This is a genomic window from Mycobacterium lacus (assembly GCF_010731535.1).
GTDB classification, from domain to species: Bacteria; Actinomycetota; Actinomycetes; order Mycobacteriales; family Mycobacteriaceae; genus Mycobacterium; species Mycobacterium lacus.
Genome location: NZ_AP022581.1, coordinates 3953755 through 3971761 on the forward strand (window position 1 = coordinate 3953755; position 18007 = coordinate 3971761).

16 protein-coding genes and 2 pseudogenes are annotated in these 18007 nt (G+C 69.4%); 13 read left to right on the forward strand and 5 right to left on the reverse strand.

From position 1 onward, the window contains the following. The first annotated feature begins 58 nt into the window (after nt 1-58). From G6N24_RS18260 to G6N24_RS18285, 6 genes and pseudogenes are all read left to right on the forward strand, one after another. Nucleotides 59-553 carry a cupin domain-containing protein gene (locus G6N24_RS18260; RefSeq protein ID WP_085157926.1) on the forward strand — a complete coding sequence of 165 codons (495 nt, stop codon included), beginning with the start codon at nt 59-61 and terminating at the stop codon, nt 551-553. Nucleotides 554-646: 93 nt separating this feature from the next. Continuing rightward, nucleotides 647-835 (forward strand): annotated as a pseudogene (locus G6N24_RS18265) (short-chain dehydrogenase); the annotation flags it as partial. 118 nt (nt 836-953) lie between these two features. Beyond that, the gene (gene moeA / locus G6N24_RS18270; RefSeq protein ID WP_085157924.1) at nt 954-2168 is read left to right on the forward strand and encodes a molybdopterin molybdotransferase MoeA; all 1215 of its coding nucleotides are present in this window, start codon (nt 954-956) and stop codon (nt 2166-2168) included. Nucleotides 2169-2217: 49 nt separating this feature from the next. Continuing rightward, nucleotides 2218-2913: a phosphatidylserine decarboxylase gene (locus G6N24_RS18275; RefSeq protein WP_085157922.1), complete on the forward strand. Its 696-nt coding sequence runs from the start codon at nt 2218-2220 to the stop codon at nt 2911-2913. After that, nucleotides 2910-3770, forward strand: coding sequence for a CDP-diacylglycerol--serine O-phosphatidyltransferase (gene pssA / locus G6N24_RS18280; protein WP_085157920.1), 861 nt, complete (start codon nt 2910-2912; stop codon nt 3768-3770). The genes G6N24_RS18275 and pssA overlap by 4 nt, the downstream gene beginning before the upstream one ends. Before the next feature lies 1 nt (nt 3771). After that, the gene (locus tag G6N24_RS18285) at nt 3772-5931 is read left to right on the forward strand and encodes an AAA family ATPase (RefSeq protein WP_139822235.1); all 2160 of its coding nucleotides are present in this window, start codon (nt 3772-3774) and stop codon (nt 5929-5931) included. A 22-nt stretch (nt 5932-5953) separates the two neighbouring features. Here the strand turns inward: G6N24_RS18285 and G6N24_RS18290 are convergent, their stop codons facing one another. The 5 genes from G6N24_RS18290 to G6N24_RS18310 are packed head-to-tail and all read right to left on the reverse strand — an operon-like array spanning nt 5954 to nt 9283. Beyond that, nucleotides 5954-6595 carry an LON peptidase substrate-binding domain-containing protein gene (locus G6N24_RS18290; protein WP_085157916.1) on the reverse strand — a complete coding sequence of 214 codons (642 nt, stop codon included), beginning with the start codon at nt 6593-6595 and terminating at the stop codon, nt 5954-5956. A 2-nt stretch (nt 6596-6597) separates the two neighbouring features. After that, a complete protein-coding gene (locus G6N24_RS18295; protein WP_163745652.1) occupies nt 6598-7749 on the reverse strand; it encodes a glutamate--cysteine ligase in 1152 nt (383 codons plus the stop codon). Next, complete coding sequence (gene sodC, locus G6N24_RS18300) at nt 7730-8434, reverse strand: superoxide dismutase[Cu-Zn] (RefSeq protein ID WP_085157914.1); 705 nt, start codon at nt 8432-8434, stop codon at nt 7730-7732. The genes G6N24_RS18295 and sodC overlap by 20 nt, the downstream gene beginning before the upstream one ends. Nucleotides 8435-8448: 14 nt before the next feature. Further along, on the reverse strand, nt 8449-8919 hold the full coding sequence (locus G6N24_RS18305) for a LytR C-terminal domain-containing protein (protein WP_085157912.1): 471 nt from the start codon (nt 8917-8919) through the stop codon (nt 8449-8451). A 55-nt stretch (nt 8920-8974) separates the two neighbouring features. Continuing rightward, entirely contained in the window at nt 8975-9283 is a 309-nt protein-coding gene (locus tag G6N24_RS18310) for a DUF3263 domain-containing protein (RefSeq protein ID WP_085157910.1), read from the reverse strand. A gap of 216 nt (nt 9284-9499) precedes the next feature. Between G6N24_RS18310 and G6N24_RS18315 the strand changes: the two genes are divergently transcribed. The 7 genes and pseudogenes from G6N24_RS18315 to G6N24_RS24885 all read left to right on the forward strand — a co-directional run. Beyond that, nucleotides 9500-10093 carry a peptide deformylase gene (locus tag G6N24_RS18315; protein ID WP_085157908.1) on the forward strand — a complete coding sequence of 198 codons (594 nt, stop codon included), beginning with the start codon at nt 9500-9502 and terminating at the stop codon, nt 10091-10093. Beyond that, on the forward strand, nt 10093-10983 hold the full coding sequence (locus G6N24_RS18320; protein ID WP_085157906.1) for an N-acetylglutamate synthase, CG3035 family: 891 nt from the start codon (nt 10093-10095) through the stop codon (nt 10981-10983). The genes G6N24_RS18315 and G6N24_RS18320 overlap by 1 nt, the downstream gene beginning before the upstream one ends. A 78-nt stretch (nt 10984-11061) precedes the next feature. Beyond that, the gene (locus G6N24_RS18325) at nt 11062-11868 is read left to right on the forward strand and encodes an exodeoxyribonuclease III (protein ID WP_179963507.1); all 807 of its coding nucleotides are present in this window, start codon (nt 11062-11064) and stop codon (nt 11866-11868) included. Nucleotides 11869-12054: 186 nt separating this feature from the next. After that, nucleotides 12055-12507, forward strand: a complete 453-nt coding sequence (locus G6N24_RS18330; RefSeq protein WP_085158045.1) for a hypothetical protein — start codon at nt 12055-12057, stop codon at nt 12505-12507. Between the two features lie 50 nt (nt 12508-12557). Then, nucleotides 12558-17078: a cation-translocating P-type ATPase gene (locus G6N24_RS26110; RefSeq protein ID WP_232070599.1), complete on the forward strand. Its 4521-nt coding sequence runs from the start codon at nt 12558-12560 to the stop codon at nt 17076-17078. Between the two features lie 49 nt (nt 17079-17127). Beyond that, nucleotides 17128-17403 carry a hypothetical protein gene (locus tag G6N24_RS18340; protein WP_139822234.1) on the forward strand — a complete coding sequence of 92 codons (276 nt, stop codon included), beginning with the start codon at nt 17128-17130 and terminating at the stop codon, nt 17401-17403. Nucleotides 17404-17543: 140 nt separating this feature from the next. Beyond that, nucleotides 17544-17959: pseudogene (locus tag G6N24_RS24885) on the forward strand (PE family protein); the annotation flags it as partial. Nucleotides 17960-18007: the final 48 nt, after the last annotated feature.

An 18007-nucleotide genomic window follows, 5' to 3' on the forward strand; every position in this document is an offset into this window, starting at 1 on the left:
TCCGCGCGGATTTTCGCCGTGCCGTTACGCTCGGCGAGTCAGCGGGCAAGCTAGGGATATGTCGCTCGTCGTGCCGCCTTACCCGAAACCCCGCTACACCGAGGCCGAACCCGAAGTCAGCGCCTGGCTCAAGCGGGCCGACGAGGCACCCGACTACGAGGTTGCCGGAGTCAAGTACCACTACCTGGCCAATCAGCAAGCCACCACCGGCGACTACGGGCTCTACCGCGTCGACATCGCGCCGGCTGCAGGTGGACCTGGGCCGCATTTCCACCGCGCAATGTCCGAGGCGTTCTTCGTGCTTTCCGGGACGATGAAGCTCTACGACGGCAACGAGTGGGCCGACGGGCGTCCGGGCGACTTCCTCTATGTCCCACCCGGCGGGATCCACGGTTTCCGCAACGAGGCTGACGAGCCGGCATCGACCCTGATGTTGTTCGCTCCCGGCGCACCGCGCGAGGCCTATTTCGAAGGTTTCACCGCATTGGCCGATATGACCGACGACGAACGCCGCGAGTGGTTCATCCGCCACGACAACTACTGGATCGAGTAATCGCCGTCTTGCCGGTGAACTGGCAAGCCGGGCGAACAGACACAGAATCGCATTTCGCCGGGCGAAATCGTGCGATTCTGCGTCTGCTCACCCGGCCATTTCGCGCTGACCGGACCGCTCCTCGACCACCTGCTGCCAGTGCGCGGGTCGCGGGGGGTGACCGTCAGCAGCGTGGGCCACCGGATTCGCGCCACGATCCACTTCGACGATCTGCACCGGGAACGCCGTTGCGACCGGATCGCCGCCTACGGGCAGTCCAAGTTGGCCAACCTGCTGTTCACTCGAAGGTCGTCCAGTCCAGCCCCCAGGCCCATGACGCGGACCCGCAACGCCGGCCCTGCACCGTCTCCGAAGAGCCACCGGCGTCGGGTTTCCGATCTGACGGGCCGATAATGGCCGGGTGCGGTCCGTCGCAGAACATCAGCGCGTCGTAGGAGAGATGATCCGTGCCCGCCCGGCGGTCACGGTGTCGTTGACCGAGGCTCAAGGGCTGGTTCTTGCCGACGACGTGGTCGCGCGGCTGTCGCTGCCGGTTTTCGACAACTCCGCGATGGACGGCTACGCGGTGCGCGCCGAGGACACGTCGGGTGCGACGCCGGAACACCCGGTGGTGTTGCCGGTCGCCGAGGACATTCCCGCCGGCCGCACCGACGAATTGACGCTGCGGCCCGGTACCGCACACCGGATCATGACCGGGGCGCCGGTGCCGGCCGGGGCCACGGCCATCGTGCCGGTCGAAGCCACCGACGGCGGCGTGCAGTCGGTGACGATCCGGCAGCACTGCGAGCCCGGCAGGCACATCCGCAGGGCCGGCGAGGACGTCGCCGCCGGGACGACCGTGCTGCGCAACGGTCAGCCGGTGACGCCGCCGGTGCTCGGCCTGGCCTCGGCGCTGGGACTGGCCGAGCTGACGGTGATCCCACGGCAGCGGGTGCTGGTGATCTCCACCGGCTCGGAGCTGGTGGCGCCGGGCCACCCGCTACGCCCGGGGCAGATCTATGAGTCCAACTCGATCATGCTGGCCGCCGCCGTCCGCGATGCGGGCGGCATCGTGGTCGCCACCGCGACCGCCGGTGACGACGTCGCGGAGTTCGGCGCGGTCCTCGACCGGTACGCCGCCGAGGCCGACCTGATCATCACCAGCGGTGGAGTCAGCGCCGGCGCCTACGAGGTGGTCAAGGACGCCTTCGGCCGCGACGGCGATCGGGGAGTGGAATTCGTCAAGGTGGCGATGCAGCCGGGAATGCCGCAGGGCATCGGGCGCGTGGCCGGCACACCGATCGTCACGCTGCCCGGCAACCCGGTCAGCGCGCTGGTGTCCTTCGAGGTTTTCCTCCGTCCCGCGCTGCGCAGGGCTATGGGCCTGCCGAATCCCGAGCGTCCGCACCGGGCCGCGATCCTCACCGAGTCGCTGACCTCGCCGCGGGGCAAGCGCCAGTTTCGGCGCGCGATACTCGATAGCTCCAAAGGCGGGGTCGACACGGTCATCAGTTACGGCCCGCCGGCATCGCATCATCTGCGTTGGCTGGCATCGGCGAACGGCCTGCTGGATATCCCGGAGGATGTCGAGCAGGTGTCCGCCGGTACCCAGCTGCAAGTCTGGGATCTGAGTTAGCGCGCATTCCGCGACACCACGCGGACCGCGGCGTCCGTAAGATGACCGCGTGGCACGACGCCCCCGCCCGGAAGGCCCCGCGCACCTGCTCGCATTGGCGCGATCCACCATTCCGCCGGTGCACCCGGCGGGACGGCCGTTCATTTCCGCCGGCCTGGCCGTGGCTGCCGTCGGATACCGCTACCGGTGGCTGCGCCGGGCGGGTCTGTTGGCGGCGGCCGCCTGCGCGGCGTTCTTCCGTCACCCCTCGCGGGTGCCACCCACCCGGCCCGGTGTGGTGGTCGCGCCCGCCGACGGCGTGATCTGCGTCATCGACTCCGCGGCCCCGCCCCGCGAACTCGCCATGGGTGACGCGCCGCTGCCGCGCGTCAGCATCTTCCTGTCGGTGTTCGACGCCCACGTGCAGCGGGCCCCGGTGACCGGCGAGGTGATCGCCGTGCACCACCGGCCGGGCCGATTCGGCTCCGCCGATCTGCCCGCGGCGAGCGACGACAACGAGCGCACCAGCGTGCGGATCCGCACGGCCAGCGGTGCCGAGGTGGTCGCGGTCCAGATCGCCGGGCTTCTGGCGCGCCGGATCGTGTGCGACGCACACGTCGGGGACAAGCTGTCGATCGGCGACACCTACGGCCTGATCCGATTCGGCTCCCGGCTGGACACCTACCTGCCGCCACGCGCGGAACCGGCCGTCAGAGTGGGCCAGCGCGCGACTGGCGGCGAGACCGTGCTGGCCGAATTGCCATGACGACCAAGCCTCGGAGCAGGCGAGGGGTAAACCTGCAGATACTGCCCAGCGCCATGACGGTGCTGTCGATCTGTGCCGGCTTGACCGCGATCAGGTTCGCCCTGGACCACCAGCCGGTGCCCGCGATGGCACTGATCGCCGCGGCCGCCATCCTCGACGGACTCGACGGTCGGGTGGCCCGCATCCTCGACGTCCAGTCGCGGTTGGGCGCGGAAATCGACTCACTGGCCGACGCGGTGAACTTCGGAGTGACACCCGCGCTGGTGCTCTACGTGACGATGTTGTCGAAGTGGCCGGTCGGTTGGGTCGTCGTGCTGCTCTATGCGGTGTGCGTGGTGTTACGGCTGGCGCGGTACAACGCGCTGCAGGACGACGGAACCCAGCCCGCGTACGCCCGTGAATTCTTCGTCGGAATGCCCGCGCCGGCGGGCGCGGTTTCCATGATCGGCCTGCTGGCCCTCAAGATGCAGTTCGGCGAAGGCTGGTGGACCTCGGTGTGGTTCCTGTGCGTCTGGGTCACGGGGACGTCGATTCTCATGGTCAGCGGGATCCCGATGAAAAAGATGCACGCCGTGTCGGTGCCGCCCAACTACGCGGCCGCGCTGCTCGCGCTGCTGGCGATCTGCGCGGCGGCCGCGGTGCTGGTCCCCTACATGCTGATCTGGGTGATCATCATCGCCTACCTGTGCCATATCCCGTTCGCGGTGCGCAACCGGCGCTGGCTCGCCGCACATCCCGAAGCATGGGGCGACAAGCCCAAGCAGCGGCGCGCCGCGCGGCGCGCGATCCGCCGGGCGCAGCCCCATCGCCGGTCGATGGCGCGGCTGGGCCTGCGTAAGCCGGGCGGGCGGCTTTGAGTTGGCGCGTCAGCTCACGCTCACGGCCCGGCTGAACACGTCGGCCGTCGACTCGCGGCGCGGGGTCATCCGGTTGCACCCGAGCGCCGTTGCCGCCCTTGGCATCCGGGAGTGGGATGCGGTGTCGCTGACCGGGTCGCGGACCACCGCGGCGGTGGCCGGGCTGGCGAGCCAGGACACCCCGGTCGGCACCGTGTTGCTGGACGACGTGACGCTGTCCAATGCCGGCCTGCGGGAGGGCACCGCGGTGATCGTCGGCACGGTCACGGTCTACGGCGCGCGGTGGGTGACGCTGAGCGGCTCGGCACTGACCACGCAGTCGATTCCGCCGGTCACCCTGCGGCAGGCCTTGCTCGGCAAGGTGATGACGGTCGGCGACGCGGTGTCGCTGCTGCCCCGCGACCTGGGTCCGGGCACATCCACGTCGGCGGCCAGCCGCGCGTTGGCCTCGGCGGTCGGGATCAGCTGGACATCCGAGCTGCTGACCGTCACCGGCGTCGACCCCGACGGACCGGTTAGCGTGCAACCGAACACGCTGGTGACGTGGGGTACCGGTATCCCGCACAGCGCCGGGGCGTCCTCGCACCAACTGGACAGCGCCGCCACCCCGCAGATCCAAGTCGAGGAACTCAAGGGCGCCCAGCCCCAGGCCGCCAAGCTGACCGAATGGCTCAAGCTTGCCCTCGACGAGCAGCACCTGCTGAAGACCTTGGGCGCGAGCACGAACCTGGGCGTCCTGGTGTCGGGTCCGGCCGGCGTCGGCAAGGTGACCCTGGTGCGCGCGGTGTGCGCGGGCCGCAGGCTTGTCGAGCTGGACGGCCCGGAGGTCGGCGCGCTGGCCGCCGACGACCGGCTCAAGGCCGTGGCCTCGGCGGTGGCGGCGGTGCGCAACGGTGGCGGGGTGCTGCTGATCGCCGACGTCGACGCCCTGCTGCCGGCCACCGTCGAGCCGGTGGCCAGCCTCATCCTGGGCGAGCTGCGCACCGCGGTGGCCACCGACGGGGTGGCGTTGATCGCCACGTCGGCCCTGCCCGACCAGCTCGATGCCCGGCTGCGCGCACCCGAGCTGTGCGACCGCGAGCTGAGCGTGCCGCTGCCCGACGCCGTCACCCGCAAGGCGCTGCTGGAGGCGCTGCTGAAGCCGGTGCCCACACGTGACCTCGATCTCGACGAAATCGCCCACCGCACACCGGGTTTCGTGGTCGCCGACCTGGCCGCGCTGGTGCGTGAAGCCGCGCTGCGGGCGGCGTCAAGGGCCAGCGCCGACGGCCGGCCACCGACCCTGAACCAGGACGACCTGGCCGGTGCGCTGACCGTCATCCGGCCGCTGTCCCGCTCGGCGAGCGAGGAGGTCACCGTCGGCAGCGTCACGCTCGACGACGTCGGCGACATGGCCGGCGCCAAGCAGGCCCTGACCGAAGCGGTGCTGTGGCCGTTGCAGCACCCGGACACCTTCGCGCGGTTGGGGGTTGACCCGCCCCGTGGGGTGTTGCTGTACGGCCCGCCCGGCTGCGGCAAGACCTTCGTGGTCCGCGCGCTGGCCAGCACCGGGCGGCTCAGCGTGCACGCCGTCAAAGGCTCCGAGCTGATGGACAAGTGGGTGGGCTCGTCGGAAAAGGCGGTGCGCGAGCTGTTTCGCCGCGCCCGTGACTCCGCACCGTCGCTGGTGTTCCTGGACGAGGTCGATGCGTTGGCGCCCCGCCGCGGCCAGAGTTTCGACTCGGGTGTGACCGACCGGGTGGTGGCCGCGTTGTTGACCGAGCTCGACGGCATCAACCCGCTACGAGACGTCGTCGTGCTGGGCGCGACCAACCGGCCCGATCTGATCGACCCGGCGTTGCTGCGTCCGGGGCGGCTGGAACGGCTGGTGTTCGTCGAACCGCCCGACGCGACCGCGCGCCGGGAAATCCTGCGCACCGCCGGGAAGTCGATCCCCCTGAGCGACGACGTCGACCTCGACGTCGTGTCCGCCGAACTCGACGGTTACAGCGCCGCCGACTGTGTGGCGTTGCTGCGGGAGGCCGCGCTCACCGCGATGCGGCGTTCCATCGATGCTGCCGACGTCACCGCCGCCGATCTGGCCGCCGCGCGCGAAACCGTGCGCCCCTCACTGGATGCCGTGCAGGTGGCATCGTTACGCGCGTTCGGCAAAGCCCTGTAGCGCTCGGGCCGCCGCCGGAGCGTTACTCGGACAGCTCGAACTCCACGATGGCGGCGACGGAATCCACAGCCTCGTGCAGCGCGGCCAGCCGATCGGCGGCCGACGGCGCCGCGAGTACCGCGTAGCGGTCGGCCGCACCGATCGGGACGCGCGAGGCCAACGCGTAGAGCCGCTGCCCGGCGTCGGCGTCGCGGTGGCCGAGCACCGCATCGCGGTCGGGCAACCGAGCGCCGCGGGCGGTCGCGATCCGCTCGAACAGCGCCATCACCCGGTCCTCGAGCTCCAGCAGCTGGGGTTCGGTCACCGGATCTCCCGGCTCGTCGGGCCAGATTCGCACGGTCGCCCGCGGGTAGGGATCGTCGGGCAGCCAGTCACACACCCGGATCCGTTCGCCGGTTCGACAGCGCAGCACATATCGGCCCGCACCCTGATCGACGTATTCGTCGATCAGGGCTAAAGTCCCGACGTCACAACGTGACTCGCCGCCGCCGACCTCGCGGCCGCGCGAGATGAGTACTACCCCGAAGCGCGGATCACCGGTCGCGATGCAGTCCGCCACCAGCGCGCTATAGCGGGGCTCGAAGATGCGCAGCGGCAGATCCTGGTTGGGCAGCAGCGCCGCTTCGAGCGGAAACATGGCCAGCTCAAAGGGCTCTGGCGCCATGGCTAGATGTCCAGCTCGGCAACCAGCGCGTCAACGACGGCGCGCAGGTCGCCGTCGTGCTCCTCGGCCACCCGCCGTTGCCGTTGGTACGACGCGCCGACGCGAGGGATGTCGCACACCGCGGCCAGCTCGTCGGAACAATGCAGGGACCTGGCGACCGGTTCCAGCCGGGTCACCACGTCCTCGAGATCGTCGGTGACCAGCCGCTCGTTGCTGTCGGCGTCCAGGATGATCACCGCGTCCAGCCCATAGCGGGCGGCACGCCACTTGTTTTCCTGGACGTGCCAGGGCGGCATGGTCGGAAGCGTCTCGCCGGCGTCCAGCCTGCGGTCCAGGTCGACCACGAGGCAATGCATCAACGCGACCAGCGCGCCGAGCTCACGCAGGTTGGACACCCCGTCGCAAACCCGTATCTCGAGGGTACCCAGATGCGGTGAAGGCCTTATGTCCCAACGGATTTCGTCCATATGGTCGATGATCCCGGTCTTCTTCTGGTCGTACACGAACCCTTCGAATTCCGACCAGGTCTGGAACTGGAACGGCAGCCCGGCGGTGGGCAACTGCTGAAACATCATCGCGCGGTTGCTCGCGTATCCGGTGTCCTCGCCGGCCCACCACGGCGACGACGCCGACAGCGCCAGCAGATGCGGGTAGTAGTTGAGCAGCGACGACAGGATCGGCATCACCTTGTTGGCCGAGGAGATCCCGACGTGAACATGCACCCCCCAGATCAGCATCTGCCGGCCCCACCACTGGGTGCGCTTGATCAACTCGGCGTAGCGCGGCGCGTCGGTGAGCTTCTGGGCGGACCACGTTGCGAAGGGGTGCGTGCCGGCGCAGAAGAGCTCCATGCCGCGGGCCCGGACGATCTGGCGGGCGGAACCCAACGTTTCGCGCAGATCTTCCATCGCCTCCGCGGCACAGTCACAGATGCCGCTGACGATTTCCACGGTGTTGCGCAGCAGCTCCTTGTGCACGCGCGGGTTTTCGCCGATCTCGGCGATGACCGCCGTGGCTTCGTTGCTCAGGTCGCGGGTCTGCGCGTCGACGAGCGCGAACTCCCATTCCACGCCCACGGTCGGCCGCGGTGAGCGGGCGAAATCGATTCGGGTGCTGGCCCTGTTTACCGGCGGGCTAGCCGGCACCGATGACACCGCACGCCACCCGCTTTCCGGCGTCACCGGTGGTCATCGTGGTCTCGTCGGGTCCCGGAGTCCCGTTGGCCTGGGTGTAGCGCTCCGCCGGGATGTTGGCGAAGTTGTCCGCGCCCGAATGGATGATGATCGCCGTCTTGCTCCCGGCCAACAGGTCCTCCATGGTGAACGCGTCCGTGGTGGTCACCAACGTCCCGGAACCGTCGCCGCGCACCTGCAGCGAGGTCAGGTCACCGGCGGAGCGTCCGGTACGCCCCGGCTGGAAGTGCCCACCGGCGGACAGGAAGTCGCCGGGTGCGCCACCGGTGGGGGCGACCGAGTTGGGCTCGCACTTGCCGACCTTGTGGATGTGCACGCCGTGGAAACCGGGCGAGAGCACGCCGACGGTCGTCGTCTGGAGGGTGATGGTCGCGAACCCGTTGGCGAATTCGAACTTCGCCGTCGCGACCTGCGTGCCGTCAGGTCCCTTCAGCACGGTGGTCAGGCTCTCTGACGCCGCCGGCCCCTCACGACCCGAGATGCTCGACGGCGCGGGTGACCCCGTCCAGACCGACGGCGTGGTGCCCGGGATTGTCGACGCGTGCTGGGGCGACGAGCACGCGCTGAGCAGCGCGACGCACGCGGCTAGAGACAACGCGGACACGGTGACAGCGGCGGCATGGCGGCGACCGGCGGGCTTAGGCATAGCGAGAGCCTAACTCAGCCGGTCACCACGACGATGACGCCGGGCGGCTGGTCGGCAAGCGCGGAAATGCGCGGCTCGACCGGTGCTCCCAGGTTCTGGCCGACCGCATCGGCGGTGGCGCGCTCACCGGCGGCATCGCTGTAGTACACGGTGGTGGCCGAGACCTCGGACAGCGAGAGGTTCCCGACGTCGGTGATCTTGAAGCCGGCCGCCTTGAGCTGGTCCGCCGCCCGCGCGGCGGCGCCCTCTTTCCCGGAGATGTTGTAGACGCGCACCTCGGCGTGGTTCGGCGCGGGTTTGCCGCTGGTCGAGCTCGGCGGCGACGTCGTGGTCATGGTGGACACCGCCGACGAGTCATCGTCGGTGTTCCCGGACGAACCCAGGGCCTGCCAGCCGAGCAGCAGGAAGATGACGCCGAGGAACAGCAGCACCATCACCATGGCGCGCAGGGGAAGCCCAGAAGAGTCGGGTACGCGTTCACTCATCGAGCCCACTGTAGCCAGGGGAGCGCCAGAACCCGCAAAACCCGCACGGAGGTTGTCAGGTCACCTCGAAGCCCAGTCGACGCGCCGCCCGCGCCTTCTGGCGGCTGGCACGCAGCCGCCTGAGCCGTTTCACCAGCATCGGGTCGGCGGCCAGCGCCTCGGGCCGATCGACCAGCGCGTTGAGTACCTGGTAATAGCGTGTCGCCGACATCGAGAACAACTCTTTGATGGCTTCTTCCTTGACGCCGGCGAACTTCCACCACTGACGTTCGAAGGCCAGGATGTCGTGCTCGCGGCGGGTCAGCCCGTCCGTGATTTCAGAGTCGTCCCCCGATCGATTTGCCCGCGCCATGGCGCCGTCCATATCGCTTCCCCTGGACCCTTCCGGCGAATGCTCAATTAGCTCGAATGACTTGACCTACAAAGGGGCATGTTCCGGCGAATATTGAACCATGCCGGGAACCCTCAAGCTGTAATCCAGACCCGCGAGTCGGCCGACTTGCCCGGATTGCCCGCGCCCACCTCGGGCCGTTCCGGCCCGCTCAAGAGTCCGGGGTCTGCGGGCATAAGCTAGCCGACCATGGCAGTCGTACCCATTCGCATCGTGGGAGATCCGGTCTTGCACACTCCGACGAAGCCGGTACCGGTGGCCGCCGACGGATCGCTGCCGGCCGACCTGGCCGAGTTGATCGCCACCATGTACGACACCATGGACGCCGCCAACGGCGTCGGCCTGGCGGCCAACCAGATCGGCTACGGGCTACGGCTCTTCGTCTACGACTGTTCGGAGGATCGCGGTCTGACCAACCGCCGCCGCGGCGTGGTCGTCAACCCGGTCTTGGAAACCTCCGAGATACCGGAGACCATGCCCGACCCGACAAATGACGACGAAGGCTGCTTGTCGGTTCCCGGCGAGTCCTTCCCCACGGGACGCGCGAAATGGGCACGGGTCACCGGACTCGACGCCGGCGGCAATCCGGTCGCCATCGAGGGCACCGGCCTGTTCGCGCGGATGCTGCAGCACGAAACCGGGCACCTCGACGGATTTCTCTACCTGGACCGTCTCATCGGCCGGCATGCACGCGCCGCCAAGCGGGCGGTCAAATCCCACGGCTGGGGCGTTCCCGGGCTGTCGTGGATGCCGGGCGAGGTAGCCGACCCGTTCGGCCACTGATGGTCTCGTGGCCGGACCTCGGGACACGGGTGACCGTCCGCTATCGTCGGCCGGCCGGTTCGGTCCCGCCGCTGACCGACGCGGTCGGCCAGCTGCTCGCGCTCGACCCGATGGTGCGGGTGCGGACGAAGACCGGAACGGTAGTCCAATTCGCCGCCGCCGACGTGGTGGCAGTGCGGGCACTCACCGACGCGCCGGTGCGCACCTCCCAGATCCGGGCGCTCGAGCGCGCCGCGGCCGCCGGCTGGCCCGGCATCGAACAGGCCTGGCTGGACGGCTGGCTACTGCGGGCCGGACACGGCGCCACATTCGCCGCCAATTCAGCGGTGCCGCTAGACATTTCGGCTCACGCCGGTGCGATCCCCGCGATCGTCGCCTGGTACGCGCACCGCGACCTGACGCCGCGGCTGGCCATCCCCGACCGTCTGTTGCCGCTGCCGGCCGGGCTGACGAGCGAACACACGGAACGAGTCCTGGTGCGCGACGTCCGCGACCTTTCTGCCCACGAACCCGACCCGTCGATCACCCTGTCGGCCCGCCCCGACGACACCTGGCTGCAGCTCTACCAGCGCGAGATACCGGTCGATGTCCTTACCGCGGTCCTCGACGGCGAGCTGGCGTTCGGCGCCTACCCGGGCGTTGCGGCCGCACGCGCGGCGGTGACCGGCGCACCGGACGGCACCCGTTGGGTGGGCCTGTCGGAGATCCGCGGCGCGGACGCCGACCACGGCCGGCTGTATGAGGCGCTATTGGCTTGGGGGGCGAGTCGCGGCGCAACCCGCGGCTACCTACGCGTCTCCGACACCGAAGCGAACACCGCCGCCGAGTCGCTCGGTTTCCGGCTGCACCATCGCAGCCGCTATGTCCGACCGCCCGATAACTGGAGATAGGAGACACCCTTGCCTGACGGCGCAGTTGATGGCAGCGACCCCCAGCGCCCGGCTTCGCCGCGCAAGCGATCGCCGCAGCTGCGGCTGGCCACCTGGAATGTGAACTCGATTCGCATCCGCTTGAACCGTGTCGTCGATTGGCTCGCGCGCGCCGAGGTCGACGTGCTGGCCATGCAGGAGACCAAGTGCGCCGATAGCCAGTTCCCCACCCTGCCGCTATTCGAACTCGGCTACGAGGTCGCGCACGTCGGGTTCGATCAGTGGAACGGCGTGGCGATCGCGTCGCGCGTCGGCCTCGAGGACGTAGAGGTGGAGTTCGACGGTCAACCCACCTGGGGCGGTAAGCCAGGGGCGGCAGCCACGGCAGAAGCCCGCGCCCTGGGCGCCACGTGCGCCGGTGTGCGGGTGTGGAGCCTGTACGTGCCCAACGGCCGCACCCTGGACGACCCCCACTACACATACAAGCTCAATTGGCTTGCCGCACTGCGTGATACGGCTGCAGGCTGGTTGCGCGATGATCCCGCGGCACCGATCGCACTGGTCGGTGATTGGAATATCGCCCCGACCGACGACGACGTCTGGAGCACCGAGTTCTATCGGGACTGCACACACGTGTCCGAGCCGGAGCGCAAGGCGTTCAACGCTATCGTCGATTTGCAATTCACCGATGTGGTAAGGCCTTTCGCCCCCGGGCCCGGGGTCTACACCTACTGGGATTACACGCAGCTGCGGTTTCCGAAAAAGCAGGGCATGCGCATCGACTTCATCCTGGCCTCGCCGGCGTTGGCCCACCGGGTGACCGACGCGCAGATCGTCCGCGAGGAGCGCAAAGGCAAGGCGCCCAGTGATCACGCTCCGGTGTTGGCCGACTTTCGCGCCGGGTGAGAAGCCGCCGGGATGCGCGGCCGCGCAGCGGCGTCGCGTTGCCTGTGAGTTCACGGCGTGGCAGGCTTGCATGGCACATGCGTTTGACCAGAATCTCAGCGCTGCGAGCGCAGTGCGCGGGTTAACAAGTGTAAAACGGTAGTTATACCCTTTTGGAACAAAACTAATCTGGGCCAGGGAGTCATGATGGGTGTCGTCGGCGGGGCAGTTCGCGGGGTGGGTCGAACGGTAGGTCGCGCGGCGGATGCGACCGCAGCCGCCGCGGGCGCGGTGGGCGGCGCGGCGGTCAACGGGATCGCCGGCGGCGTCACCGGCGCCACCAAAGGCATCAAGAAAGGGCTTAGCAGCGGCAGCAAGTCGACCGCGGCGGCCGCGTTGGCCATTGGTGCGATCGGGGTGGCCGGCCTCGTCGACTGGCCAATCCTGTTGGCCGTCGGCGGCGGAGCGTTGTTGTTGCACAAGTTGAGCCAGAAACCAGAGGTGTCCGCACCGCCGGTGAAGGCGAAGCTGACGACGGTACCCACCGCGAAGGAGGACGAAGAGGCCGCGCCGCGCAAGGCCCCGGCCCCACGTAAGACCGCGGCCAAGAAGGCGGCCGGCCGCCGGGCGGGCACCACCGAGTTGCGCAGCACCAACTAGTCGGCACCCTTGAGCAGCCGTTGAGCATTGCCGCGTCCATCAGAAGGTCTGTGCCGTTTCGTGCCGTCGCGACAAGCGTGCAGGCAACCGCGGGGACCCTGGGGCAGAAGGCGGGTTCGTTCGCCAAGGCCGGAATCGAGATCGCCAGCATCCCGCTGCGGGAAGGGGCCAGGGCGCTTTCCGGTGAGCTTTCCCGCGAGACACTCAGCCGGCACTGTTGGCGTGGCGAGCACCGCGCCTGGATCGAGGTGCGCGGTCTCGACGACACGGGAGACGGTGAACTAGGGCGTGTCGTGCTCGACGCGGTCCGCGCCCACCCCGGTGTCACGTCGGCCAGCCTGAATTATCCGTTGTCGCGCGTCGTTGTCGGCATCGACGGTAAGGACACCTCGCTGCGCGATCTTTGCCGCATTGTTGACGACGCCGAAAAGCGTTGCGGCCCTGACCAAGACGTTGACACGGCACCTCCGACAAGTCTGCCGGGCGACGGCGTGGTGCTGGCAACTCGAGCGCTGACCGTGGCGGCCAACGCGGCCGGGTTGGGGGCGGCGCTCACCGGCCGGATGCTGCGTTTGCCCCGATTGCCGATCAGCGTCCTCGCGGGCGTGGTGGCGGTGGACTACCAGCCCCGGCTGCGCCGTCTGATCGAGGACCGCATCGGCGGGCCCGCCACGGACACGGTGATGACGTTGGCCCTGGCGGCCGCCGAAACCCTCACCCAGTCACCGGCGTCATTGTCGGTGGGCCTGGTGATGCAGTCGCTCAAAGCGGCCGAATGCCGTGCCGAGGCGCGGGCGTGGCAACGGCATGAACCGGAGCTGGCGCGGCACGCCGACCAACCGGCCCCACGTGCAAAGCGGCCGCCGCCAGCCGCCGCCGAAGGCAACGCCGGTCGTTTCGCGCTGCTCCAGGCGCTCAGCACCGGCCTCATCGGGGTGGGCACCCGCAACGTGAATATGGCTGCCACAGCTGCGCTGGTGACCGCCCCCAAGGCAAGCCGGACCACGCCCGAGGCGTTCGCCGCGGCGCTCGGGCAGGGATTGGCCGACCGCCACGGGGTACTGCCGTTGCGGGCAAACAGCCTGAGACGGTTGGACCGGGTCGATGCGATCGTCGTCGATCCCCGGGTGTTGTGCACCGACAGCATGCGGGTGGCGCGCATCCGGGGTGCCGACGAGCACGAGCTGTCGGCGGCCTGGCACCGTGCCCAGCTCGTGCTGGAGGGAAACGGTCTGCGCCCGGGCTGGCGGCCGGTGCCCGGCGTGTCGGGTGCTCCGCCGGATTCCAAAGTCGAGGCGCTTCTTCTTCCCGCGCACGACCCGCTGGCCGCGGCCGTGGTTGCCGAGGCACATCGCACCGGGGCGGATCTGATCACGGTGGACGCCGACTCGCTGGACGACTTGCGACCCGCGTTCGACGACATCCGGCCCCTGAGAAGCGCCGCGAACGGATCCCCGGACAAGGCCCTCGACAGGGCGCTCGCCCGCGCGGTGACCGACCTGCAGCAGGCGGGCCGGACGGTGGCCGTGTTGTCATCGTCTGGCGCGCAAGCGATGTCGTCCGCCGACGTGGCGCTGGGTGTTATGCCCCGGCAAGGTCCACCACCCTGGGATGCCGACCTCTTGCTGCCCGACCTAGCCGCCGCCTGGCGGGTCCTGCACGCGCTGCCGGCGGCCAGGTCGGCAACCCAGCGGGGCGTCGGAATATCCGCTGGCGCAACGGCTATGGGCTCGCTTTTTCTGATTCCCGGTGTCCGCGGCCTTGGGACCGGCCCGGTTTCCGTGGGTGCGGCCGCCGGCATGCTCTCGGGATATCTGCTCGCGCGCGGGGTCATCGGCGCACAAACGCCGCGCCCGGCCGCCAGCCACGAATGGCACGCCATGTCGGTCGAACAAGTCCGCAAGGCATTGCCCCCGCCCGAGCCCGACACGCGCGCGGAGGCCGACCGACATGCAGCGGTCGCCAAGCGGGCGCCGATATTGACTGCATCGCCGATACAACCCGTCTGGCAGCTCGTCAAAGCCGTCCGCGCCGAATTGTCCGACCCGCTGACCCCCGTGATGGCGCTCGGCTCGGCGGCCAGTGCGGTGCTGGGCTCGCCGGTCGATGCGGTGCTGGTCGGGACGGTCCTGACGGGAAACTCGATACTGGCCGCTGCCCAGCGGTTACGAGCCGAGAAACGGTTGCATCACCTACTGGCCCAGCAGGTTCCGCCGGCCCGGAAAGTGGTCGCCGGCGCCGACGGCGAACGGGCATACGCCCATGTCGACGCCGCGCACCTGCGGCCCGGCGATGTCATCGAAGTGCGCACCCACGAGGTGGTGCCCGCCGACGCCCGGGTCGTCGAGGAGGTCGACGTCGAGGTCGACGAGTCAACACTCACCGGTGAGTCCCTGTCGGTGGACAAGCAGGTCGAGGCCACGCCGGGCGTCCCGCTCGCCGAGCGTCGCTGCATGCTGTTCGCCGGAACCACCGTGGTGGCCGGTACCGCGGTCGCGCTAGTGACCGCGGTCGGCGCCGACACCCAGCAGCGGCGCGCCGCCGATCTCATATCCGGGGAGTTGTCGTCGGATATCGGCCTGCAACATCAGCTCGGTCAGCTCACCAGTCGGGCGCTTCCCGTCAGCGTGACCGGCGGTGCGCTGGTCGGCGCGCTCGGACTGGTGCGCCGCATCGGGCTACGTCAGGCGGTGTCCAGCGCCATCGCCATCGCGGTCGCCGCGGTTCCCGAAGGGATGCCACTGGTGGCCACGCTGGCGCAGGCTGCGTCGGCCCGACGGTTGACGAAATTCGGTGCGCTAGTTCGTGTTCCGCGTTCGGTGGAGGCGCTTGGCCGTATCGAGGTGGTCTGCTTCGACAAGACCGGGACGCTGTCCGAGAACCGCCTGCGGGTGTCGCAGGTCCACCCCGCGCCGGGCTACTCGCGTGCGGAGGTACTGCGCTGCGCGGCGCACGCCGCGCCGGTGACGAACGGCGGCCGCCAGGCGCACGCGACCGACGTCGCCATCGTCGAGGCCGCTGCCGCAGCGGGCGCCCCCGTCGGCTTCGAAGGCTCGGGCCCTACCGCGCACCTACCGTTCCGCTCCGGCAGGTCGTTTTCGGCCTCGGTGACGGGCACCGAGCTGACCGTCAAAGGCGCACCCGAGGTGGTGCTGGCCGCGTGCGGGGACGTCACGTCGATGGACACCACCGTCGCGGGGCTGGCCGCCCGCGGGTTGCGGGTGATTGCCGTGGCGCGGCGCCGGCTGAGCCCACAACAGGCCCGGGCGATCCAGGACAACCCAGACGAGATCGCCGGATTCTGCGCCGACGGGTTGACCCTGGCCGGGTTCCTCGGATTGTCCGACACCCCGCGCGCCGAATCCGCCGGCGTGCTGGCGACCCTGCACCGGCAGGGGGTGGGCGTCAAGCTCATCACCGGTGACCATCCGATTACCGCCAAGGCCATCGCCGAGGAACTCGGCCTGCCGGTGATGGCCGCAGCGGTCATCACCGGTGCGGAGTGGGATTCGCTGTCGCGCAAGGACCAGGAGCGCGTCGTGACCGAGCGGGTGATCTTTGCCCGGATGACACCGGAGAACAAGGTCCAGGTCGTTCAGACGCTCGAGAACGCCGGTGTGCGCACCGCGATGGTCGGCGACGGGGCCAACGATGCCGCCGCCATCCGCGCCGCCACGGTCGGTGTCGGCGTGGTCGCCCACGGCAGCGACCCGGCACACTTGGTGGCCGACGTCGTGCTGGTCGACGGCCGGATCGATGCTCTCCTGGAGGCCATCGAAGAAGGACGCCAGCTCTGGCGGCGGGTGCAGGCGGCGGTGTCGGTCCTGCTCGGCGGCAACGCCGGCGAGGTGATCTTCGCGGTCATCGGCAGCGCGATCACGGGGACCTCGCCGCTGAACACCCGGCAATTGCTGCTGGTCAACACGCTGACCGATGCGCTGCCGGCCGCTGCCCTCGCGGTCAGCAAGCCGCGCGGCACAGTGGACCCCAGGCTGCGCGGCGCGGATCAGCCGGCGCTGTGGCACGCCGTCGCGATCCGCGGTGTCACCACGGCGGCAGCGGCGACGGCGGCGTGGGCGATGGCCGGCGTCACCGGGCTGCCACGACACGCGTCCACCGTCGCCCTGGTTGCGCTGGTGGCCGCGGAATTGGGCCAAACCCTGCTGGAGTCCCAGGCCCCGATGGTGGTGCTCACCGCGCTGGGCTCACTCGCCCTGGTGGCGATCCTGATCAGCATTCCGGTGGTCAGCCAGCTGCTGGGCTGCACCCCACTCGGACCGCTCGGCTGGGCACAGGCCCTAGGAGCCGCGACTGCCGCGACCATCGCAGTGGCCATTGCGACTCGTGTGCTGACGGGTCGGGGCAAACCAGAACCTTCCGGCCCCCAGCCGCCGAAGACGAAATCGTCCGCGCCGGGCGGCGCTTCGCGGGGACGGTCTCGCGGACCTCGACCACCCCGACGCGCCACAGCAGCGCATAAAACTCCCGCAACGGCACGGTCAGCAGCAAAGCAATCGTTGAAACCAGCGGATCGGCCTGGGCGTCGGTCCTCGTCATACGTCAGACGGTGACCGCACCGTCCCGCCTACTGGCAAACCCTGAGTTACTGAAAGGCAAATGATGGCGGAAAACAAAGCTCGGCGGGCAACGTCCCAGCGTGAAGCCGTGATGAAGATCCGCGAGGGCGAGACCTTTGCGGTGAACCTGCCGGTGGTGGGGCAGGTCGGCATTCCGCGCCCGGAGCAACTGGCCTATTACGGCGGTCTGGCCGCGCTGGCCGCTTTCGAACTCATCGACTGGCCGGTCGCACTGGTCATCGCCGCCGGACACATACTGGCGAGCAACCACCACAACAAAATCCTGGAGGAACTCGGCGAGGCGATGGAAGAGGCCTGAACGCGATGAACACGCCCTTGGCCGAGCGGGATTCCGTGGCATGCGCCAAATCCGCAGGGTGGCGGCGATACGCTCGGTGTGCGCTAACGACGCCACGCTGATCGGCGGCAATCGGGCTGTCAGGAGCTGGGGGTGCGGGGATGTCGTTTGCGATCACAACCCCGGCGGTACTCGCCTCCGCGGCAAATGACCTGCCAGTATCGGTTCGACAATCGGCTTCGCCACCGCGGCGGCGGCGGACCCAACCATGGAGGTGCTGGCCGCCGGCGCCGATGAGGTGTCAGTGGCCGTCGCCGCGTTCTTCAGCGCCCATGCCCAGGCGTATCGGGCGGTCAGCACCCGGGCGGCGGCGTTTCATGACCGGTTCGTCCACGCTGAACGCCGGCGCCGGATCGTATGCCACCGCCGAGGCCGCCAACGTGCAGCAGGCTCTGCTCAACTCGATCAATGCGCCCACGCAGACCCTGTTTGGCCGCCCGCTGGGCCCGGGGGCCATGGCGGTGCTGGCGGGCTGCTGTTCGGCAACGGCGGGCCCCGCGGAACCGGTGGAGTCGGCACTGCTGTTCGGTACTCCCGGCGCGCCCGGCCCGCACGGCTGACCCCA